Consider the following 21,348-nt stretch of genomic DNA (forward strand, 5'->3'; position numbering starts at 1 on the left):
ACTTTCATCCTTTCGTTTTTCAGGAGTGTTCCATTACACTTTCTTTCGTCCATGCATGAAGAAGTAAATCGCACTAGAAATCAGTAAACCGATGGCTCCATATACAAAGTTCATTGGGTTATCTCCCCAAATCATAATCAAACTAATAACTACTGCAATAGTTGGAATAACTGGACCAAATGGCAGACGGAAAACTACCTGTGCATTCGGCTCATCTTTGCGTAATTTATTGACAGCCAGTGCTGTTGGAATGTATTGGAAGAAACGGAAGACAACACTGAGGGTAGCAAGAATTTCAAATGAACCTGATAACAATAGTATACAAGCAATGACACAAGAAATAATAATGGCTACAACTGGTGCATCATTGCCATTTTTACGAGCAATGGCAGCTGGCAAAAGTCCTTCTTCTGCAATGGCAGCACCGAAACGTGGCACCATAATGGATTCACCCATGTTCAGACCGGTGATGGAAATGAGAGCCCCAATAGATACCAACCAGTAGCCAGCAGGACCGATCATCTTAACAAGAGCATCTTGCACAGGAGCCTTTGTATCCATTATACCAGAACCTAGCATGGCAATGGTACCACCAATAATGAGCATATACAAAATTGAAACAATACTAATGGAACCTAATATAGCTCGAGGAACATTTTTTTCTGGATTTCGCATCTCACCAGCTACGATAGAGAGGGTTTCAAAACCGATAAAGCCATAGAAAATATAGATGGCGGTACCTGAAATCGCTCCGAGCAAGGTTTGTCCTTCAGATAATTGAACAAAAGGACTAAAGTTAGACAAACCTTGAGGGATAAAGATAAGAGCACAAAGGGAGAAGAGTATAATCGGAATTAACTTGGCAATGGTTGCTGTAATGGTAAAGACTTTGGAGGTTCTCAAACCAGCAATGTTCATCAAGGACAAGAGAATGACCAAGCCGATACTAAGTGGAATATTCATTCCCTCAAAGGCTGGGAAAGTGATGATGAACATCTTAGCAAAACCTGCTGCCATAGCCGCCCAGGCAAACATGGTCACCATCCAGCCTAAGATGCCGACATTAAAACCAATAAAGTCACCAAAAGCACGTTTAGAATATTGAAAGGCACCGCCGTTTTTTCCAAAGTACCCTGCTACCTCAGCAAAACAGACCGCCAACATGATGGTCAAGATAGCCGTTCCTAGCATAACAGCGATGGAAGCTGGACCTAGGTCCCGATAAATATTTTGCGGCAAGAGAAAGATACCAGACCCAATAACAGCATTGATACCGTATAAGGTCGCTCCTGTCAGGGAGAATTTTGCACTCTCCTGCGTAGATAACTGTGTCTGTTTGTTTTCCATGATATGATCTCCTAAATCTTCTTCTAGATCATGTTTCTACTTAGGTCAGTTGACCTAAGTCTAGCAATAAGCGCCTTAGGCTTTTGGCAAGCTTGACAAGCAGTTAGATGAAGGTGCAGAGGAGGCAACTCATTGGTCTCAACTACCAGCAATTCCTTTGCTGCTAGATGACCACTTCCCCACCCTTCTATATGGAAATCCAAATTGACTAAGGCATAAATAAATTGAAAATCACCCTCACACTCTACCACCCACTTGTTCTCATCCATCACCTGTAAATCAGCTTGCACACTATCGTCAAATATAATATTAAAATCCTGTGCTTTTCCTACGCATTGGATGGATTGTTCCCCCTCAAACCGATGGATGTGATAAGGAGCCAGAGTTACTTGTTCGCCACTATTCATATCCTGCAAGACAATGGTTTGGTCTAAACTTAATAGAATGCGGTGATATGAAGGTAGCGAGGTAAAGGTAGATTGTTCCGTGTCCATACTTGCTGTGGACAATCGAAATTGAAAATTTCTTTCACCATAGGAAGACTGAGCAGGAAAGAGATAGAGTTGAGTGGTTCGTCCACCTGACCAGGAGGTTTCTTGGTAATCACTTGTTTTATACTTTTCAACTCTAATCATCCTTCCACCTCTCTTAGAAAAGACCTGTGATATTGCCCTGGTTGTCAATATCAATTTTTTCACTCGCAGGGACCTTTGGCAAACCTGGCATGGTCATAATATTGCCCGTCAAGGCGACGATAAAGCCAGCACCTGCTGAAACTTTGACATTACTGATGCTTACAGTAAAGTCTGTCGGAGCTCCTAAGAGATTAGGGTTATCTGAGAATGAATACTGGGTCTTGGCCATACAGATTGGATAGGAACCAAAACCTAGTCTTTCCAGTTCTGCTATTTCTTTTTTAGCAACTGCTGAGAGTTTAACCCCTTGACCACCATAGACTTTTGTAACAATTTTATGTAATTTGGTTTCAATACTGTCTTCTACATCATAGACAAATTGGAAATGATTTTCTTCTTGAGCAAGTTGGACGACTTTCTCTGCAAGTTGACGCCCTCCTTGACCACCATGTGCCCAAACATCAGACAGTACTATATCAACACCACGTTTGGCACAAGCAGTAGAAACTGCCTCTAATTCTGCCTCTGTGTCTAGTGGGAATTTATTGATGGCAACAACCGCAGGCAAACCATAGACTTCCTGTATATTCTCCAGATGTTTTTCAAGGTTTGGTAAACCTGCAAGCACTGCTTCTACATTTTCTTGAGCCAGGTCAGACTTGGCAACTCCACCGTGCATTTTAAGGGCACGAATAGTAGCTACGAGTACAACTGCGGATGGTCGTAAACCACTTAGACGACACTTGATATCTATGAATTTTTCAGCGCCTAAATCTGCCCCAAAGCCAGCTTCTGTAACCACATAGTCTGCATATTTTAAGGCTAATTTAGTAGCAAGAACACTATTACAACCGTGAGCAATATTGGCAAATGGACCGCCGTGTATAAGGGCTGGGGAGTGTTCCAGGGTTTGAACAAGGTTAGGGTGAATGGCTTCTTTCAAGAGTGCTGCCATTGCCCCAGCTGCCTTAAGATCTCCAGCTGTAACTGGTTGACCTTGGAAATTATAGCCGATAATAATTTTTTCCAGTCGTGCCTTCAAATCAGCTATATTTTCAGATAGGCACAGAATAGCCATTATTTCTGAAGCAACGGTAATATCGTAGCCATCTTCCCTAGGTACTCCATTTACCTTACCATGCAGGCCATCGACAATATGGCGGAGCTGGCGGTCATTCATGTCTACTACTCGCTTCCAGGTAATCCGACGACTATCAATTCCCAAGGCATTTCCATGATGAATATGATTATCAATCAAGGCTGCCAGCAGGTTATTAGCTACACCGATGGCATGAAAATCTCCAGTAAAATGCAAGTTAATATCTTCCATTGGAACAACTTGAGCATATCCACCACCTGCTGCACCACCTTTAACCCCAAAGACAGGTCCTAAAGACGGCTCACGCAGGGCGATAATAGCCTTTTTACCAATAGCAGTCAATGCATCGACCAAACCGACGGAAGTTGTTGTTTTTCCTTCCCCTGCTGGAGTTGGTGAAATAGCTGTTACCAAAATCAATTTCCCATCTGGTTGATCTTTCAAGGCTTCTAACTGGCGACTGTCAATTTTAGCCTTGTATCTACCATATAAGGATAAACTTTCTTCTGGAATACCTAAACGGTCTGCTACCTGTCCAATGGGTTCCATTTGGACGGAATTCGCAATGTCAATATCTGATAAAACCATAGCTCCCTCCTTTACACAATCTGGAGAATGTCTTCATATACCTGGTCTGCTAGGCTAGAACCAGCTTCCAAAATAGTCTGGCCTTGTTGGCGATAGGTTGCAACAAATTCTTCATCCTTGATACCAGATAGATTGATGAGAACATTGAGCCATGCCCCCTGCAAACCTGCCTTGAGCGAGAGGGCTGCCACCCCCAAATCACTGGCTGCATTGGTATTGGACTTGCCGACTGCCTCTGCTGTTACCTGAAGTGCCTGCAACATCGTTTCCATCATGCCAAACGGAGAGAGCGTTGCTGCCTTCAAGGCTACCTGCATAGCCTGCCTGCGCGCTTCTTTATCTTCCTCTGTTTCCTTGGGCATATCAAAGACAGCTGAAACCTGATTGAAAGCTTCAGTGTCCTCATCTATTGCCCGCAATAAACGCTCTTGCAAGTCACCAGCTACGTTATGAATGTCTTCAATAGCAGCCTGATAGTCAGCATACTTTTTCTTCCCAAGAGTCAACTCGCACACCATTTTTGTCAATGAAATACCATTGACAGCCGAGAGAGCTGCTGCTGAGCCTCCGCCTGGTGCTGGGGCATCTGAACCCAGTAATTGAGCAAATTCTGTAAGGGTTAAATCAACTAATGCCATCGGTCATACTCCTTATCCCAACAAATGATTTTCTAGTACCTGCTTGCTGTAATCAAACTCTTCCAATTGCAAGTAGTATTCTGCCACATCAACCAAGGCTTTTGCAGGTGCCAATCCAACGATTTCAGAACCAATAATCGACACACCATATCTCTTAGCCTCAAAACGAATGGTTTCAAAGGTACGATAAAGTGAGCATTTTTCCAAGTTCACCATGTTCATTGAAACCTGGGCAATATTTCTTCCTTCCAACATGACACCGATAGCTTTACAATACTTGTAGCCACCACCTGAACCACGGATGATTTTGGCAATCTTGTTGGCAATCTCTAAATTGTCTGTATCCAAATTGACATTAAAAGCAACCAGAGGCATCCGAGCGCCGACTGCTGTAACACCTGCTGTTGGATGAATCTTCCTTTCACCGAAATCAGGCGCCCAGTCTTCTTCCAATAATTTTTCAGGCATGCCTTCAAACTGACCCTTGCGGACCTTAGCCAGATTTTGTCGTTCTGGTCTGCTTGCTGCTTCTTCATAGAGGAAGACTGGAATAGCCAATTCTTTATTGATACGCTCAGCGACTTTCTTAGCCAGTTGAACACATTCTTCCATGCTGATGTCTTTTACAGGGACGAATGGAAGTACATCTGTCGCTCCCATCCTTGGGTGTTCACCTGTGTGCTTGGTCATATCAATCTTTTCACTAGCATATTTGACCAGTTGAAAAGCTCCTTCCTGAATACTTTCTTCATCTCCCACCAAAGTAAACACACTGCGGTTATGACTTTGGTCTGAAGAATAATCCAGCAAGGTCACACCCGGAACACTCTTAGCGGTTGCTACCAAGCCATCGATGATTTCCTGGTTACGTCCCTCTGAAAAATTTGGAATACATTCTACAAGTTTTGCCATTTGAAAACCTCTTTCTTATTATGATTGTTTAGCCGATTTACTTACTTTTCAAACAATTTAGCAACAGAAGACTGAATTAAGTCCTCATCTGCCAAATAAGGAATGGTGATATGGTCTGTACCTTGACGCATTTGGTTGTACTCAATAGCCGTTTCAATCGCATGGTCATTACGAGCCCAGTTCCGACGCGCTACACCACCCATGGTATCCCAAGCGATAGCTGATTTGATAATCTCATCCACGCGCTCGCTTCCATCCAATACCAGACCAAAACCACCATTGATAGACTTACCAATACCAGTACCACCACCATTATGGAGGGCCACAAGACTCATACCACGCGCCGCATTACCAGCGTAGCACTGAACAGCCATATCGCAGGTCACATTTGAACCATCCTTGATGTTGGATGTTTCACGGAATGGGGAATCAGTACCTGATACATCGTGATGGTCGCGACCTAGCATAACAGGCCCAATTTTCCCTTGACGAATGAGCTCATTGAACTTCAGCGCGATATTGACACGACCCATGCAATCTTGGTACAGAATCCGTGCCTGAGTTCCTACGACCAACTGATTTTTCTCTGCGTCGCGGATCCAGTTGTAATTATCACGATCTTGGTAACGGCGAGTTGGATCAATCACATCCATAGCAGCCTTGTCTGTAGTAATCAAGTCCTCATGCTTGCCACTCAAGCAAACCCAACGGAATGGACCGTAACCATAGTCAAAGAGCATAGGTCCCATGATATCTTCTACATAAGAAGGCCAGATAAAGCCATCTTTATCATCCAGACCATTCTTAGAAATTTCTTTGATACCTGAGTCATAAACTGACTTCATAAAGGCATTACCATAATCGAAGAAATAGGTTCCTCGGTCAGTCAGGGTCTTAATAGCTTGATAATGACGCTCCAGGGTTTTATCCACTAGACCAACAAAGCTTTCCTTATCCTCTGCGAGTAAACGAGTACGCTCCTCAAAGCTAATACCGACTGGACAGTAGCCTCCATCATAGACATTGTGACAAGAGGTTTGGTCAGAGAGAAGGTCAACTGGAATATTCTTTTCAACCACATATTCCAGCAAATCTACAATATTTCCATGATAGGCGATTGAGGTAGATTGGCCTTTCTCTTTCGCAGCCAGGGCCAAGGTCAGAGCTTCTTCTGGACTTTCTGCCAACTGACTAATCCAACCTTGTGAATGGCGAGTTTCAATCCGCGACTGGTCTACCTCGGCTACAATAGCAACTGCCTTAGCAATTTCAGCAGCCTTGCCCTGAGCTCCACTCATTCCACCTAAACCAGATGAAATAAAGAGTTTTCCTGTCAAATCCCCATCATCAGCTACACCCAATTTCAAGCGTCCAGCATTGAGAAGTGTATTGAAGGTACCATGAACAATTCCCTGAGGACCAATGTACATCCAGCCACCAGCTGTCATCTGACCATAATTGGTCACTCCCATTTCCTCAGCGATTTCCCAGTCCTTCATGTTGTCGTATTCACCAACCAACAAACCATTGGTAATAATGACACGCGGTGCCTCTGGTTTGGATTTAAATAGACCTAAGGGATGACCTGATTCGACCACCAAGGTCTGTTCTTCTGTCATGACCTCCAGGTATTTTTTAATCAAACAATATTGCATCCAGTTGGCACAGACCGAACCTGTTTCCCCATATGTGACTAACTCATACGGATAAAGAGCGATTTCAAAGCTGAGGTTATTATCAATCATGACCTGCATGGCCTTGGCAGCTGTACAATTTCCCTTGTAGTCATCAATCGGCTTGCCATAAATTCTTTCTTTTGGACGCCAGCGATAGCCATAAATCCGCCCACGAGTTCTTAATTCTTCCAAAAATTCTGGAATGACTTCCTCATGGTATTTTTTTGGAATATACCGCAGGGCATTTTTCAAGGCAATCTCTGTCTGAGCCTGTGTTAACCGAAAGCCCCGGTCTGGTGCTCGTCTGATGCCTTCCTCAAAGACTGTCTTTTCAGGCAAGACATCATCTAGCTTAATGGTCATTGCTGCCGCAATATCTTTTTCTTCAAAATGTGACATAGGTCATCCTCCTTTTGAATCTAGTGCTTGTTTCCTTCCTCAGAAATAGTTCCATCTCCGAGCAAGAACTTTTTATACATTCCTAGTTTACCTTTTATCCGTCTATATAAAGTCTGTTAATATGTTATTTTAACAACTTTTTATTTTTTGAGAAAAACGATTTATTTTTGACAAAAATTTGACGGTTTTGTATTATCCTAGAACTAAGAACATCATACAAGGGAGGACGCACTATGTTCGCAGACAAAATATTGACCCATTTCAATCAGGTATTTTGCCCCAATGACCCCGGTCATCCTCTAGCTGGTAAGGAAATGGCTGCAGCCACTATCTTAGAGGATGGCTACATAGCCATCAAGGATGGAAAAATTCTTGCAACCGGGACTGGAGAGCCTCAAGCAGACTTAGTTGGCCCTGAAACGATTCTTCTTTCATATCAAGGCAAGGTGGCCACCCCTGGACTGATCGATTGCCATACCCACCTGGTCTATGGAGGAAGCCGAGAGCATGAATTTGCTCAGAAACTAGCTGGCGTTTCATATCTGGATATTCTGGCAAATGGTGGAGGTATTTTGTCCACGGTACGAGCAACCAGAAAGGCTGATTTTGATACCCTCTATCAGAAATCCTATAGACTACTGGACTACATGCTAGACCATGGTGTGACTACCGTAGAGGCTAAAAGTGGCTATGGACTGGACTGGGAAACAGAGAAAAGACAGTTAGAAGTGGTGCAAAAACTTCATGAGGACCACCCTATTGATTTAGTTTCTACCTTTATGGCAGCCCATGCCATTCCATCAGAATATAAGGGAAATAATCAAGCCTACTTGGACCTCATTATAGAAAGCATGTTGCCACAAGTTAAAGAAGAAAACTTGGCAGAATTCTGTGACATCTTCTGTGAGCAAGGAGTCTTCACGGCAGAAGAAGCTCGTAGCCTGCTCACAAAAGCTAAGGACATGGGCTTTAAACTCCGTATCCATGCTGATGAGATAAAAAGTATTGGTGGGGTTGACCTGGCTGCCGAACTGGGTACAGTCAGTGCCGAGCATCTGATGGTGATTACTGACCAAGGCATTGATAAACTTAGTCAAGCCAAGGTTATTGGCAACCTCCTTCCAGCTACCACCTTTAGCCTGATGGAAGATACCTATGCACCCGCTCGGAAAATGCTGGATAAGGGGATGGCGATCACCCTGTCAACCGATAGCAATCCAGGCAGTTGCCCAACTGCCAACCTCCAATTTGTCATGCAACTAGGTAGCTTCATGATGCGTTTAACACCAGTTGAAATCTTGAATGCTGTGACCATCAACGCTGCCTATTCCGTAGACAGACAGACCCATATTGGTAGTTTCCACCCTGGAAAAGCTGCAGACATTACTATTTTTGATGCACCCAATATCGACTTCCTCTTCTACTTCTTTGCTACCAACTTAACAGACCAAGTCTATAAAAAAGGCCTCTGTGTCAGAGGTTAATAAGCAACAAAAAGGGAAGCCTCCTCGACTGGAAGCTTCCTTTTTCAATTTTCTTACCCAATCTGACTGCCGTTTGGCACGGATGGATCGACTGTTAAGAGTGTTAAATTGTCACCATGTTCGGCTGAGAGGATCATGCCCTGGCTGAGCAAGCCCATCATCTTACGTGGCTTGAGGTTGGCAACGATTTGGACTTTCTTGCCGACCAACTCTTGCTCATTTGGATAGTACTTGGCGATACCAGATAGGATTTGACGGTCCTGGCCATCACCTGCGTCCAGACGGAATTTGAGCAGCTTGTCAGAACCCTCCACCTTGGCTACTTCCTTGACTTCGGCCACGCGGATTTCCACCTTGTCGAAGTCCTCGAACTTGATCGCGGCTTTCTCGTTTTTGAGCTCCACATCAGCTGGGTCCCATTCTTTTTCTTCCTCTTGGGAAATAGCAGAGCTGCCACCCATTTGGGCTTGGATATAGGCGATTTCCTCTTCCATATCCAGACGTGGGAAGATAGGCGTGCCTTTTGCGACTACGGTCAAACCTGCTGGAAGACCTGCAAAATCAAGATTTTCAAGGTCGAATGCTATACCCAAACCAAGTTGTTCCATAATGGCATTTGAAGTGGTCATCATGAATGGCTGAATGAGGTGAGCCACCACACGAAGACCTGCTGTCAAGTGAGCCATGACTGCTGCCAACTTGTCACGGTCCGCTTCGTCCTTAGCCAAGACCCAAGGTGCAGTTTCATCGATGTACTTGTTGGTACGGGAGATGATATTCCAAACAGCTTCCAGAGCGCGTGGATAGTCAACAGCTTCCATATACTTGTGGTAGCTTGCCAAGTTTTCAGCTACAACTGCCGCCAAGTCCGCATCAAAATCTGTCACGTTGGCAACAAAAGTCGGTACCTGACCACCGAAATACTTGTTAATCATAGCAACCGTACGGTTGAGCAAGTTTCCAAGGTCATTGGCCAGTTCATAGTTGATACGGCCAACGTAGTCTTCTGGTGTAAAGGTTCCGTCAGAGCCAACTGGCAGACTACGCATGAGGTAGTAACGCAGTGGATCCAAGCCGAAACGCTCGACCAGCATTTCTGGGTAGACTACATTACCCTTAGACTTAGACATCTTGCCGTCCTTCATGACAAACCAGCCATGAGCGACCAAGCGGTCTGGCAACTTCATATCCAACATCATGAGCATGATTGGCCAGTAAATGGAGTGGAAACGAAGAATGTCCTTGCCAACCATGTGGTAAACTGTTCCATTCCAGAAGGTGTCGTAGTTGGCTGTTTCTTCCTGACCATAACCCAAGGCAGTTGCGTAGTTGAGCAGGGCATCAATCCAAACATAGACAACGTGCTTTGGATTGGACGGCACAGGTACACCCCAGGTAAATGAAGTACGGGATACTGCCAAATCTTCCAAGCCTGGCTCGATGAAGTTTTTCATGATTTCATTGAGGCGACCATCTGGCTGGATAAAGTCTGGGTGGGCCTTGAAGAACTCAACCAATTTATCCTGATACTTGCTGAGGCGAAGGAAGTAGGATTCTTCTGAAACCCAGGCAACCTCGTGACCGCTCGGAGCGATACCTCCTGTTACCTTGCCGTTTTCATCTCGGAAGACCTCTTCTAATTGGCTCTCAGTGAAGAATTCTTCGTCTGAAACAGAGTACCAACCAGAATACTCTCCCAAGTAAATGTCGTCCTGCGCCAGCAATTTTTCAAAAACAGCCGCCACCACTTCCTCGTGGTAATCGTCGGTCGTGCGGATGAACTTGTCGTAAGAGATGTCTAGCAAGTTCCAGAGCTCTTTAACGCCAACCGCCATGCCATCAACGTAGGCTTGTGGTGTCAAACCAGCCTCTTTTGCCTTCTCTTCAATCTTCTGACCATGCTCATCAAGCCCTGTCAGATAGAAGACCTCGTGGCCCATCAGACGCTTGTAGCGAGCCAAGACATCGCAGGCAATGGTCGTGTAGGCTGAACCGATGTGAAGTTTTCCAGACGGATAATAAATCGGCGTGGTGATATAAAATGGTGTTTTTGACATGATATAATCCTTTCAGAAGGCTAATGAAACCTTTTTCTAAACGCTTTATTTTATCACATTTTTATTCAAAAACAAAGCGACTTCCTATTCCAAACCCTCCACTATGTGATATACTAGTAAACAGTTATGAAAAAGTTTGAGGTTTCCTATGTTTTCTCCTAAGAATTTATTGATTCATCTATTTTATGTACTGATTGTGGTCGGTCTCTTTTTATATGGAGCCCAGGATTCACCCCTGATTGGCAATATGACCATGGCCCTGATTGCTTTGGATTTAGCTATTTTAGTCAAGGAAAATAGCCACGTGGCAAGCAAACTGCTCCTGACACCTTTTTGGCTCTTCTTCTATCCAAATACCTTCTTTACAGTGACCCAACTGACTACTCTCCAACTAGCCAGTAATACCCTATGGGAACAAAGCAGCTTGATACTCTTCATTCGGAATTTGTGTTATAATGGTGGAAAGGAGATAAGAGATGATCAAAAAAACTGCCAAATGGGAAAGGGACGGTTTTGTCCTACAGTCCTTTCAAACGGGCTTTGCCGAGAAATACTTTAAAGACTGCTTTTCCATGCCTTCTGCAGAAATCTACCGTTTGACAGGGAGCTCGGGAACTTACACTAAAGATGACGTTATCAACTTCTACAATCGGATTGTGGCTGACCCTGATCGGTTTGATTTTATCTTGATTGCACCTGACGGAACCTTTATCGGTGAGTCGGTCATCAATGAACTAGATAGGGAGAATAACTCCGCTAACTTTCGGATTGTTATCTTTGACGAGGACTATTTGGACCGTGGTTTGGGCTCTTGGGCAGTCGAGAAAACCAGAGATTTCGCTTTTGAGCAGGTTGGCTTACATCGCTTGGAATTGGAAGTTTTTTCCTTCAACCCGCGTGCCAAGCGTGCCTATGAAAAAGCAGGTTTTCGTTTAGAAGGTATCAAGCGTGACAGCCATAAGACAGCAGACGGTTATGCCGATACCCTCATTATGTCCATTCTAGAAAAGGAATGGAAAGTACTCAAAAAACCAGCCGACTAGGGCTGGTTTTTGTGTCTTGTCTCTGCAAACTTACCCAATCTGACTGCCGTTTGGCACAGATGGATCTACTGTTAAAAGTGTCAAATTGCCGTCGTGTTCGGCTGAGAGGATCATACCCTGGCTGAGCAAGCCCATCATCTTACGTGCCTTGAGGTTGGCAACGATTTGGACTTTCTTGCCGACCAACTCTTGCTCATTTGGATAGTACTTGGCGATACCAGACAGGATTTGGCGGTCTTGTCCATCACCAGCGTCCAGACGGAACTTGAGCAACTTGTCAGAGCCCTCCACTTTGGCTACTTCCTTGACTTCGGCCACACGGATTTCTACCTTGTCGAAGTCCTCAAACTTGATTGCAGCTTTCTCGTTTTTGAGTTCCACGTCAGCTGGGTTCCATTCTTTTTCTTCCTCTTGGGAAATAGCAGAGCTACCACCCATTTGAGCTTGGATATAGGTGATTTCCTCTTCCATATCCAGACGTGGGAAGATAGGCATGCCTTTTGCGACCACTGTCAAACCAGCTGGAAGACCAGCAAAGTCAAGGTTTTCAAGGTCAAATGCTGTTCCCAAACCAAGCTGTTCCATAATAGCATTAGACGTCGTCATCATGAATGGCTGAATGAGGTGTGCCACCACACGAAGACCTGCTGTCAAGTGAGCCATCACCGCTGCCAACTTGTCACGGTCAGCTTCTTCTTTTGCCAAGACCCACGGAGCTGTTTCATCGATGTACTTGTTGGTACGGGAGATGATATTCCAAACAGCTTCCAAAGCGCGTGGATAGTCAACTGCTTCCATATACTTGTGGTAGCTTGCCAAATTTTCAGCCACTACTGCCGCCAAGTCCGCATCAAAATCCGTCATATTTGCAACAAAAGTTGGCACCTGACCACCGAAATACTTGTTAATCATAGCAACCGTTCGGTTGAGCAAGTTTCCAAGGTCGTTGGCCAGTTCGTAGTTAATACGACCAACATAGTCTTCTGGCGTAAAGGTGCCGTCAGAACCAACTGGCAGACTACGCATGAGGTAGTAACGAAGTGGATCCAAGCCGAAACGCTCGACTAGCATTTCTGGATAGACCACATTGCCCTTAGACTTAGACATCTTGCCGTCTTTCATGACAAACCAGCCATGAGCAACCAAGCGGTCTGGCAACTTCATATCCAACATCATGAGCATGATTGGCCAGTAAATGGAGTGGAAACGAAGAATGTCCTTGCCAACCATGTGGTAAACTGTTCCATTCCAGAAGGTGTCGTAGTTGGCTGTTTCTTCCTGACCATAGCCCAAGGCTGTCGCATAGTTGAGCAGGGCATCAATCCAAACATAGACAACGTGCTTTGGATTGGACGGCACAGGTACTCCCCAAGTAAATGATGTACGGGATACTGCCAAATCTTCCAAGCCTGGCTCGATGAAGTTTTTCATGATTTCATTGAGGCGGCCGTCTGGCTGGATAAAGTCTGGGTGGGCCTTGAAAAACTCGACCAATTTATCCTGATACTTGCTGAGGCGGAGGAAGTAGGATTCTTCTGAAACCCAGGCTACTTCGTGGCCGCTCGGAGCGATACCGCCTGTTACCTTGCCGTTTTCATCTCGGAAGACCTCTTCTAATTGGCTCTCGGTGAAAAATTCCTCGTCTGATACGGAGTACCAACCAGAATACTCTCCCAAGTAAATGTCGTCCTGCGCCAGCAATTTTTCAAAAACAGCCGCCACCACTTCCTCGTGGTAATCATCAGTCGTGCGGATAAATTTGTCGTAAGAGATGTCGAGCAAGTTCCAGAGCTCTTTAACGCCAACCGCCATGCCGTCAACGTAGGCTTGTGGTGTCAGACCAGCCTCTTTTGCCTTCTCCTCAATCTTTTGCCCGTGCTCATCAAGCCCTGTCAGATAGAAGACCTCGTGGCCCATCAGACGCTTGTAGCGAGCCAGTACGTCACAGGCAATGGTCGTATAGGCCGATCCGATGTGAAGTTTTCCAGACGGATAATAAATCGGCGTGGTGATATAAAATGGTGTTTTTGTCATGTTTTTTCCTTTCAACTCAGGGCAAATGAAACCCTGTTCTTGATAACACCCCATTTTATCATATTTTTGTGCAAAAACAAAGCGACTTCCCATCCACAATCCTTCTAAGATATGTTATACTAGAAGAAGTTATGAAAAAGAATGGGGTTGTCTATGTTTTCACCTAAAAATCTCTTAATCCATCTATTTTTTGTTATTATTTGTGTCGGAATGCTCTTAAATGACGTTCAAAATACCGGCCTGATGTGGAATATGCTCTGGGCCTTGTTGGCCTTGGACTTTGCTATTTTGGTCCGCCAAAATAATCATACTGCCAGCAAGCTCTTGATCACACCATTTTGGCTCTTCTTCTATCCTAATACCTTCTACATTTTGACCGAACTGGTCAATCTCCAATTTACCAGCACAGCCCTCTGGGAAAGCAACAGCTTGCTCCTCTTTATGCTCTATGTCCCAGCTATTCTCTTTGGAATTATGGCTGGCGTGGAAAGTTTAGAAGCTATTTTCAAAAGCTACAATGTCAAATTCTATGGCTTGCGTTTGCTGATTATTGGTAGTCTATCCCTCTTTGCTAGCTATGCTATTTATATCGGTCGCTATGCCAATATTCGCTCTTGGGATATTTTCACGCGCCCCCTTGCTGTTCTTAATAATATGGTCGCAGCAATGTCTTGGGACACCTTCCCTTTTATCTTTGGCTTCACCCTCATACAAATCATGGTGCTAGTCTTTGCAGTAGATGAATAAATTCAAAAGAAACAGGTCAGCTGTTTCTTTTTGTTTTCTAATACTTAATCCAAGCTTAAACAAGTCCTAACAATTTGATGACAAGTCCCCATTCTCTGCCTGAATGTGATATACTAGCTTTTATATTTTAATGAAAGAGGTTTGTCATGTTTACAAAGAAAAATGTTTTTATCCATATTTTTTTCCTCATCATCGCTGCCGGTCTAAAGCGTTACGGTGTCACTGCACCTGACTTGACTTGGAATATGTTTTTGGCTTTGGTGGCACTTGATTTTGCTATCCTCACCAACCACACAAAATCTAATATCCTCAAAATCATTGCTGGGCTCCTCTGGCTCTTTTTCTACCCCAACACCTTTTACATGGTGACGGACATCGTCCACATGCACTTTGCCAACACAGTCCTCTGGCAACGGGAAAGCATGATTCTTTTCATGCTCTACGTCCCAAGTATTTTCTATGGGGTCATGACTGGCGTGGAAAGCCTGCGGCTGATTTTCTCTGCCTTCTCTATCAAGTCCTACTGGTTCAGGCTGTTTCTGATTGGTGGTCTTTCCCTTCTATCCAGCTTTGCCATTCACATCGGACGCTATGCACGGCTCAATTCCTGGGACATCTTTACCAGACCAAGCTTGGTCGTCAGCGAAATGATTGAAGTTATTTCTTGGGCTGCCCTGCCCTTCATCCTGGGCTTTACCTTTATACAAATCATGGTCCTAATTTTCTCAATCGATGAATAGCAAAAACCGGCAACAGCCTTGTACTGTTACCGGTTTTTCTTATCCAAAATGGAGTTGTTCAAAAAGATCTTGCAAGTCGGCAATGATCTCTTGATGAAAATCCTTATAATAGGTTTTCTGGTCAGAATTAGGAAGTTTTTCAATATCTGCTAAAATGTCCTGATAGCGTCGTAGAAGGTTCTTACCAGCCACTTTATCTATCTCATCCATTTCATCAATACCTGTTGCAATGTCATCTAAACTGTCATATTTTGCGATTATTCCCTCGGTCCACTCCCGCTTGTCCTTGTTGAGAGTGACAATCTTTTCTGTCAACCAGTCTTCAAACCTTTCCTCTTCTGTCAAAGACTGGCTATTAGCGGCGGTCTTAGTCACTCGGTCGGATTTACTAGAACGAAGGTAATTCCGATAAAACCAGACGGCAAAAAGAATGACTAGAATGATATTGACTGGAAAAACAAAGCTAAGGGTGAACAGTACGGTCAGCCACAAGATCAACTTGACATTTCTTGCCGCCTTCTCTGTACGTCTGTTCTTCTCCTCCCACTCGTCCAATATAGCCTGGGCTTGAGCAGTATAGGTTTCAACCAATTTTGCCAGTCGGACCTTTTTCTCTGGGTCATCTTCCAACTCCATAGCCAAATAGGCTTGATTGGCTCGAGCCTTGGCCGCCTCATAAGTCTGGACAGTCGCTAAGTATTCCGCATTGCTATTCATCTGATTCAGCAAGCGATCCGTCTGCCCTTTGATAAAGGTCCGATCGCTTGATGTTAATTTACGGTAAGGCATAACAACCCCCTCCTGAATATCTGAAATATACTAGCATTTTGCGCTAGCCTGTGTTCTTTTGCAATGCTCGTAACTATTATTTTCTTCTGCCAAACAATAGGCATAAAATGACCCAAGCACCTGCCAATGCGATAATGATTACAGGTGAGGACCAGAGTAAGATAAAAATCCAAATAAAGAGTTTCATAAAGAGTTCTTCCATTTGTCTTTCCTCCTACTTCCTACGTCTGAGACCAATCGCTATGGCGATACAGCCCACCAGATAACAAATCGAAAATGTTAAAAACAAAAACAATTCACTCATATATTTCTCCATTGATCTACAAATAATTAAAATTGTGCATGTAGCCAAACATCTAAAATATCTGTCTCTAGAATTATTCCAAAAGATCTCTGTACTCAAATTCACTCATCTTAGTGTCAAGTAACCTACGAGCAATTTGATATTCTCTAACTTCATCTTTGTTTAAATGTTTGATAGCCTTTTGTTGAAACCTCTGATAAGTATGAATAAAATCAATAATCTCCTGCCTTTCAACAAGTTCATGGTCAAATAATTCTGGATTGAAATGAATTTTGGCTAATTTTTCCAAGGTTTCTTCGTATAAGTTATAGTGTGCCATATGCTCTGCCAATAACTCTTGATGACAAGTCTTGGACTGAATCATACTAACAATTTGATTGGTATATTTCACTACTTGTATATGTGAAGAAATCAAATCTGGGTCATGATCCAAAAGATGAACTAACTTAGACTTCTCTGGATCTCTAAGTTCTACTTCGTTCGTAAAATTTTCTATACAAGCTTCAAGTCCTGAAAGAAATTCAAGGCTCTCAATATCCCTCATCTCTGCAACCAAAACACTACTAAATTCCTCCTTCAACTCATTAAGCCTGGTGATAATCGCATAAGCATAATTTAGTTTCGTTCGCGGTTGTAACTCATAAGAAAATGGATTTTCTAAATCCTCCATCCAAGCAACGACTCTTTCTATTAGATTCGTTACTTCTTCACGGAAGTCTTCCGAATCGATAGTTGCATACATCATTTCACTCTCAGCCAAGTAATTTCTTGGTTGCCCTCGAGAATTTAATTTTGACATAGTAAGTACAAACTCTTTTTGTTCAGGATCCCTCATTTTCACCTCATAAGTAAATCCAACCAAAATCTCTATAAAATCTAAATAATGGCTCAGCACTGGCACATGTCCCAGTGCGTAATACAACTCATCCTTAAAATGCTCTATTTCATTTAAAATGCAATAGCCCTGTTCTAGCACATCCCTAGTTTGATATTCATAAGGACTCTTTTCTTTCAGGTTAATGATCCAATTTCTAGACTTTAAAATTAGCTGGTTATGTAATGTTAGATAATAAGATAAATTTTGAATAGGGTAGATTTTCTGCTCATCCTCCTGATTTTCAAATTCATCTTTTGCTTTTGACTGCATATTTAAAGAGGATTCGTTGTCCCCTTTATAATACAGGCTGAGTAATATAAACAATAGCGGAAAAGTGATATACCAATATTTAAAAAAAATTATTATTGGATGATTCATCCTATCCCCTCACGATTTCTAATAATTTTTCATAGGAATCCACCACATCGTACATGTGGTCGTCCGCAATCAAACCTTTTTCCTTCAAGGCTTTGAAGTGGGCCTTGGCACACTCAATTTTTGCAAGCTCTGCTCCTTTCAGTTGCAAACTAGACATGGAACCCTTGGTTTCGGCTACAAAGTAGACATGCTTAACCGAACCATCTCGAAAGGCAATTGCCCAGTCAGGGTTATAAGCACCCAAAGGGGTGGAAATCTTAAATTCGCTTGGCAACTTAGTATAGACCATAACCTCTTCAAATTGATCCAGCTCTTCTTTGAACTTCCGCTCCGTATCCGAATCGACCTTTACATAATTATACACGCCTTTTTGCGATTCCAGTATCCGTTTGTCCGACAATTTTCCGCTTTCTGGATTATCCGTAAAAACAGAAGTGTCAAAGGTTTCTTCCAAGATATTGTAACGAATGTGCTCAATCACCTGACTGGCCTTTTGCTCATTGATCAGGCGGCTTGTTCGTTGGATAAATGCCTCAGGGTTATAGGCGAACATGTCAAACTTGCTTGGTGAGATCTGTTTCAGGATATTTGCAACTGTTTTTCGTTTCAACTCCGTGCGACTGGCGATTTCACCCAACAAATCATAGCGGAGTTGAATAGAAGACTTGTCCAATTCAGCCTGACGCTTGCCGTCTTTATTGACCTTGAAATCCAAACCTTGTTCAGCCTTCATTTCCCTTGCCTCAGCTTCTGTAATCATATAGCTTGGCTTTTTGACAAAGAGAGCCTCATTGATAACATTGACCGATTTTTCAATCAACTCCTCATCGTCAAACTCGACATAGTAGGTAGACTTGTGATGAATGCTTTCCCACAGACGTTTAAACTCTTGACGGTTGTAGTTGTCAGGATTGATTTCTCTAGCAAAGACAACTTCCGAATCATTTTCACGCTCAATCTGGTAACGATTGGCATCGTAAATAGATTCCAAAATGTCTTTTACCGCCACTTCATAGCCAGCCAGATTTTCAGATAATGTAAACTGATTGGTAGCCTTTTGTTCAAAGTAAGTGGTGGTCAGATTTCCCTTGCTGTCAATATAATCTTGTTTAATCAACTGGTATTCAATCTCTTTAGCCACTTCCTTGGTGACTGTCAGTTTTTGACCGGCTTCATTTTCCAAGACCTTATTGACAAAGAGGTCCACTTCCACCTTGCTTGGACGATCAGCCAAGATTTCCTTGAGTTCTCTTTGCAAGTTCTTAGCAAAATCCTCGTAGCTTTCATTGGCAATGACGGTCAATTTGTTAATATTATGAACATCAGCTCCTAAGAGTTCCTCATCCTGACGGACACCTTTTTGGTCAACAGCAAGACGCATCCCACGACCAATCTTTTGCCGTTTTTCTGTCTCCGTACCCGTATTTTTCAGAGTACAAATCTGGAAGACATTAGGATTGTCCCAGCCTTCTTTGAGGGCTGAGTGGGAGAAGATAAAGCGTACTGGCTCATCAAAGGACAGCAGACGCTCCTTGTCCTTCATAATCAAATCAAAGGCATCTTTGTCGTTGGACTGGTTGTTTCTCTTCTCAGTTGCCGATTTGTAATCCACAAACTTGACCTTGTCCGATTTTTTCACCTTATCAACGGAGAAATAACCTGCGTGAACGGGATTGCCTTTCTGATGATTATTTAGATAATGCCAAAAATTGCTGCCATGGAGGTTGGGATCTGCCAACAAGGCCTTGACCTGGGCTTCATATTCCTCTTCAAACATCTGGGCATAGGTGCCATTGTAGGCATCATTTTGCTCGTCGTAGCACTTGTACTTAGCTACCTCATCAATGAAGAAAAGGGATAGCACCTTGATACCTCGTTTGTAAAGGCCTTCTTCTTTTTGCAGGTGACTGGCAATGGTTTCCCGAATCTGGATACGACGGATGTCATCTTCGTTGGTTTCCCCAATCACTTCGCCCACATGGAGTTTGCGATTGGCACCGATTTGAATGGAATTTTCACCCTCACGCGCATCAAAATGACTCAAGGTCCAACCATCTTGATAGGCTGGGAGATTACCAGACTCTTCATAGAGAGCAAAAGGCTCTTCCACCAATTTGGTTACACGCTTGACATCGCCTGCCTTGGTTCGCATCTCAAACTCAATCCGAGCCTTTGGAGCTCCTGTTTTTTGCGGAACCAGTTCTTGTAGATAAAGGTAGCCTTGTGTACCTGTGGTAGAAGTCTGCTCCACGGTCTTAACGGCAATCTTTTTAACCAACTTTTTATTATAGGCGTCCAAGGCATCCAGACGATAAATCATATCGTGCTTGTCCTTATGAGTTGCTGAGTAGCGGAGGGTAAATAGGGGCTTGAAGTCCTCCAAGCGTTCTTTAGTCTTTTTCCCCTCAACCGACTGAGGCTCATCGATAATCAAAATCGGATTGGTCGCCGCGATGACATCGATGGGCTTTCTCCAGCGGAAACTTTCCTGCTCGGTGTGAATGCGACGGGCATCTGCTCCAGTGGCATTAAAGGCCTGGGAGTTGATAATCATGACCTGAATATCCGAGGAATTGGCGAACTTGTCCAGCTCTCCCAAACGGCTAGAGTCATAGACAAAGTAGCGTGGCTTCTTGCCATACTCCATCTGGAAATGGTCTGCCATGATTTCAAAGGACTTGAGCACCCCCTCCCGAATGGCGATACTCGGCACCACAATGATAAACTTGAGCCAGCCATACTGCTTGTTGAGCTCCATCAGGGTGCGGATATAGGTGTAGGTCTTCCCTGTCCCTGTCTCCATCTCAATGGTCAAATTGTAAGACGGATGACCATCCACTTTTTGGATGGATAGGTTTTCAGATGGTTTAAGTCCATAGCGGAGCTGCTGATTTCGCACCTGATGGCTGATAGTGTCCTGTGAAAGCTGGATGGGAGCATTGCGGAAACCGATAAAATTCATATCCAGTTCCGCACCTGTCCCTTGTCCTTTATCCATGTGGTAGTCAAAACCGCTATGTTTGCCCTGACCAGTAAAAACATCCACAACAGAGGCCACCGCATCTAACTGAAATTGCTGCTGCTTAAATTGAAGTTTCATTGGTTGCCTCCGTTAATAAAATCTTTTCCCAAATTGTTTGTAAATTCATCATGAACTTTTTTTATTCGTGAATTTGAAATCTTTTGTGACTTTCTAATTTCAAGTTCCATTACTGTTACCAAAGTATCGTTTAATTGGTCAAACGATCCATAATTTGTTGAACGAGGTTTTCCAATTTTTCTACAGTTTTGAATAACTTCAATCTCTTCATCCATAGCATCTACAAATTCTTGTAATTTTTCTGCAACAGTTTTACTAGCTATCAAAAACCCTTTTGCATACAATCCTCTTATAATATCATAGTATTCAAAAATTAGCTCGTGATCATTGTAGATTTTTTCAAGATAATAAGCTAATTCTCCATACAACTCAACCTTTTTTTCAAATAAAATCATGTGAGTATTATCTTTTTGGGTCTTCCACATTGCAAGAATAGATAATACTAGAGCTGCAATTCCAGTAAAAGTTTGACCAATGTTAGAAATCAATTCCCAGTCCATC

18 protein-coding genes are annotated in these 21,348 nt (G+C 43.4%); 5 read left to right on the forward strand and 13 right to left on the reverse strand.

The genetic code is table 11. The features are described from left to right. Positions 1-33: 33 nt before the first annotated feature. From PW220_RS06445 to PW220_RS06470, 6 genes are read right to left on the reverse strand one after another with little or no spacing between them, the layout of a single operon-like run. On the reverse strand, positions 34-1,347 hold the full coding sequence (locus PW220_RS06445; RefSeq protein ID WP_105209373.1) for an APC family permease: 1,314 nt from the start codon (positions 1,345-1,347) through the stop codon (positions 34-36). Between the two features lie 23 nt (positions 1,348-1,370). Continuing rightward, entirely contained in the window at positions 1,371-1,982 is a 612-nt protein-coding gene (locus PW220_RS06450) for a HutD family protein (protein WP_248055088.1), read from the reverse strand. Between the two features lie 13 nt (positions 1,983-1,995). Further along, positions 1,996-3,669 (reverse strand): formate--tetrahydrofolate ligase, encoded by a 1,674-nt coding sequence (locus tag PW220_RS06455; protein WP_248055087.1) that lies wholly within the window; start codon positions 3,667-3,669, stop codon positions 1,996-1,998. Between the two features lie 11 nt (positions 3,670-3,680). Next, on the reverse strand, positions 3,681-4,307 hold the full coding sequence (locus tag PW220_RS06460; protein ID WP_248055086.1) for a cyclodeaminase/cyclohydrolase family protein: 627 nt from the start codon (positions 4,305-4,307) through the stop codon (positions 3,681-3,683). 12 nt (positions 4,308-4,319) lie between these two features. Then, positions 4,320-5,219 carry a glutamate formimidoyltransferase gene (gene ftcD / locus PW220_RS06465; RefSeq protein ID WP_105114266.1) on the reverse strand — a complete coding sequence of 300 codons (900 nt, stop codon included), beginning with the start codon at positions 5,217-5,219 and terminating at the stop codon, positions 4,320-4,322. A gap of 41 nt (positions 5,220-5,260) precedes the next feature. Then, positions 5,261-7,294: a urocanate hydratase gene (locus PW220_RS06470; RefSeq protein WP_172081525.1), complete on the reverse strand. Its 2,034-nt coding sequence runs from the start codon at positions 7,292-7,294 to the stop codon at positions 5,261-5,263. Positions 7,295-7,527: 233 nt separating this feature from the next. On the opposite strand from PW220_RS06470, the gene hutI reads away from it, so the two are divergent. Then, positions 7,528-8,778 (forward strand): imidazolonepropionase, encoded by a 1,251-nt coding sequence (gene hutI / locus PW220_RS06475; RefSeq protein WP_248055085.1) that lies wholly within the window; start codon positions 7,528-7,530, stop codon positions 8,776-8,778. Between the two features lie 53 nt (positions 8,779-8,831). Here the strand turns inward: hutI and metG (PW220_RS06480) are convergent, their stop codons facing one another. Continuing rightward, a complete protein-coding gene (metG, locus tag PW220_RS06480) occupies positions 8,832-10,838 on the reverse strand; it encodes a methionine--tRNA ligase (protein ID WP_248055230.1) in 2,007 nt (668 codons plus the stop codon). Between the two features lie 250 nt (positions 10,839-11,088). Here metG (PW220_RS06480) and PW220_RS10365 point away from each other — a divergent pair, with 250 nt between their 5' ends. Both PW220_RS10365 and PW220_RS06485 read left to right on the forward strand, forming a co-directional pair. After that, positions 11,089-11,394, forward strand: a complete 306-nt coding sequence (locus PW220_RS10365) for a hypothetical protein (RefSeq protein WP_398582936.1) — start codon at positions 11,089-11,091, stop codon at positions 11,392-11,394. Next, on the forward strand, positions 11,312-11,878 hold the full coding sequence (locus PW220_RS06485) for a GNAT family N-acetyltransferase (protein WP_248055084.1): 567 nt from the start codon (positions 11,312-11,314) through the stop codon (positions 11,876-11,878). The genes PW220_RS10365 and PW220_RS06485 overlap by 83 nt, the downstream gene beginning before the upstream one ends. Positions 11,879-11,908: 30 nt before the next feature. On the opposite strand, the gene metG (PW220_RS06490) is transcribed toward PW220_RS06485, so the two are convergent. After that, positions 11,909-13,912 (reverse strand): methionine--tRNA ligase, encoded by a 2,004-nt coding sequence (gene metG / locus PW220_RS06490; protein ID WP_248055083.1) that lies wholly within the window; start codon positions 13,910-13,912, stop codon positions 11,909-11,911. Positions 13,913-14,065: 153 nt separating this feature from the next. Between metG (PW220_RS06490) and PW220_RS06495 the strand changes: the two genes are divergently transcribed. Together PW220_RS06495 and PW220_RS06500 are read left to right on the forward strand one after the other, a co-directional pair. Next, positions 14,066-14,659 (forward strand): DUF1361 domain-containing protein, encoded by a 594-nt coding sequence (locus PW220_RS06495; RefSeq protein WP_172081535.1) that lies wholly within the window; start codon positions 14,066-14,068, stop codon positions 14,657-14,659. Between the two features lie 146 nt (positions 14,660-14,805). Continuing rightward, on the forward strand, positions 14,806-15,399 hold the full coding sequence (locus tag PW220_RS06500; RefSeq protein ID WP_248055082.1) for a DUF1361 domain-containing protein: 594 nt from the start codon (positions 14,806-14,808) through the stop codon (positions 15,397-15,399). Positions 15,400-15,438: 39 nt separating this feature from the next. Here the strand turns inward: PW220_RS06500 and PW220_RS06505 are convergent, their stop codons facing one another. The 5 genes from PW220_RS06505 to PW220_RS06525 form a co-directional block, all read right to left on the reverse strand. Next, positions 15,439-16,188 (reverse strand): hypothetical protein, encoded by a 750-nt coding sequence (locus tag PW220_RS06505; protein ID WP_248055081.1) that lies wholly within the window; start codon positions 16,186-16,188, stop codon positions 15,439-15,441. A gap of 76 nt (positions 16,189-16,264) precedes the next feature. Continuing rightward, positions 16,265-16,390, reverse strand: coding sequence for a hypothetical protein (locus PW220_RS06510; protein ID WP_316716103.1), 126 nt, complete (start codon positions 16,388-16,390; stop codon positions 16,265-16,267). Positions 16,391-16,565: 175 nt separating this feature from the next. Further along, complete coding sequence (locus PW220_RS06515; RefSeq protein WP_248055080.1) at positions 16,566-17,747, reverse strand: hypothetical protein; 1,182 nt, start codon at positions 17,745-17,747, stop codon at positions 16,566-16,568. A gap of 1 nt (position 17,748) precedes the next feature. Beyond that, on the reverse strand, positions 17,749-20,847 hold the full coding sequence (locus PW220_RS06520; protein WP_248055079.1) for a type III restriction-modification system endonuclease: 3,099 nt from the start codon (positions 20,845-20,847) through the stop codon (positions 17,749-17,751). Further along, positions 20,844-21,347, reverse strand: a complete 504-nt coding sequence (locus PW220_RS06525; RefSeq protein ID WP_024397358.1) for a hypothetical protein — start codon at positions 21,345-21,347, stop codon at positions 20,844-20,846. The genes PW220_RS06520 and PW220_RS06525 overlap by 4 nt, the downstream gene beginning before the upstream one ends. Between the last annotated feature and the right edge of the window lies 1 nt (position 21,348).

It is taken from the genome of Streptococcus sp. 29892, from assembly GCF_032594935.1.
In the GTDB taxonomy this organism is placed as follows: domain Bacteria; phylum Bacillota; class Bacilli; order Lactobacillales; family Streptococcaceae; genus Streptococcus; species Streptococcus hyiners.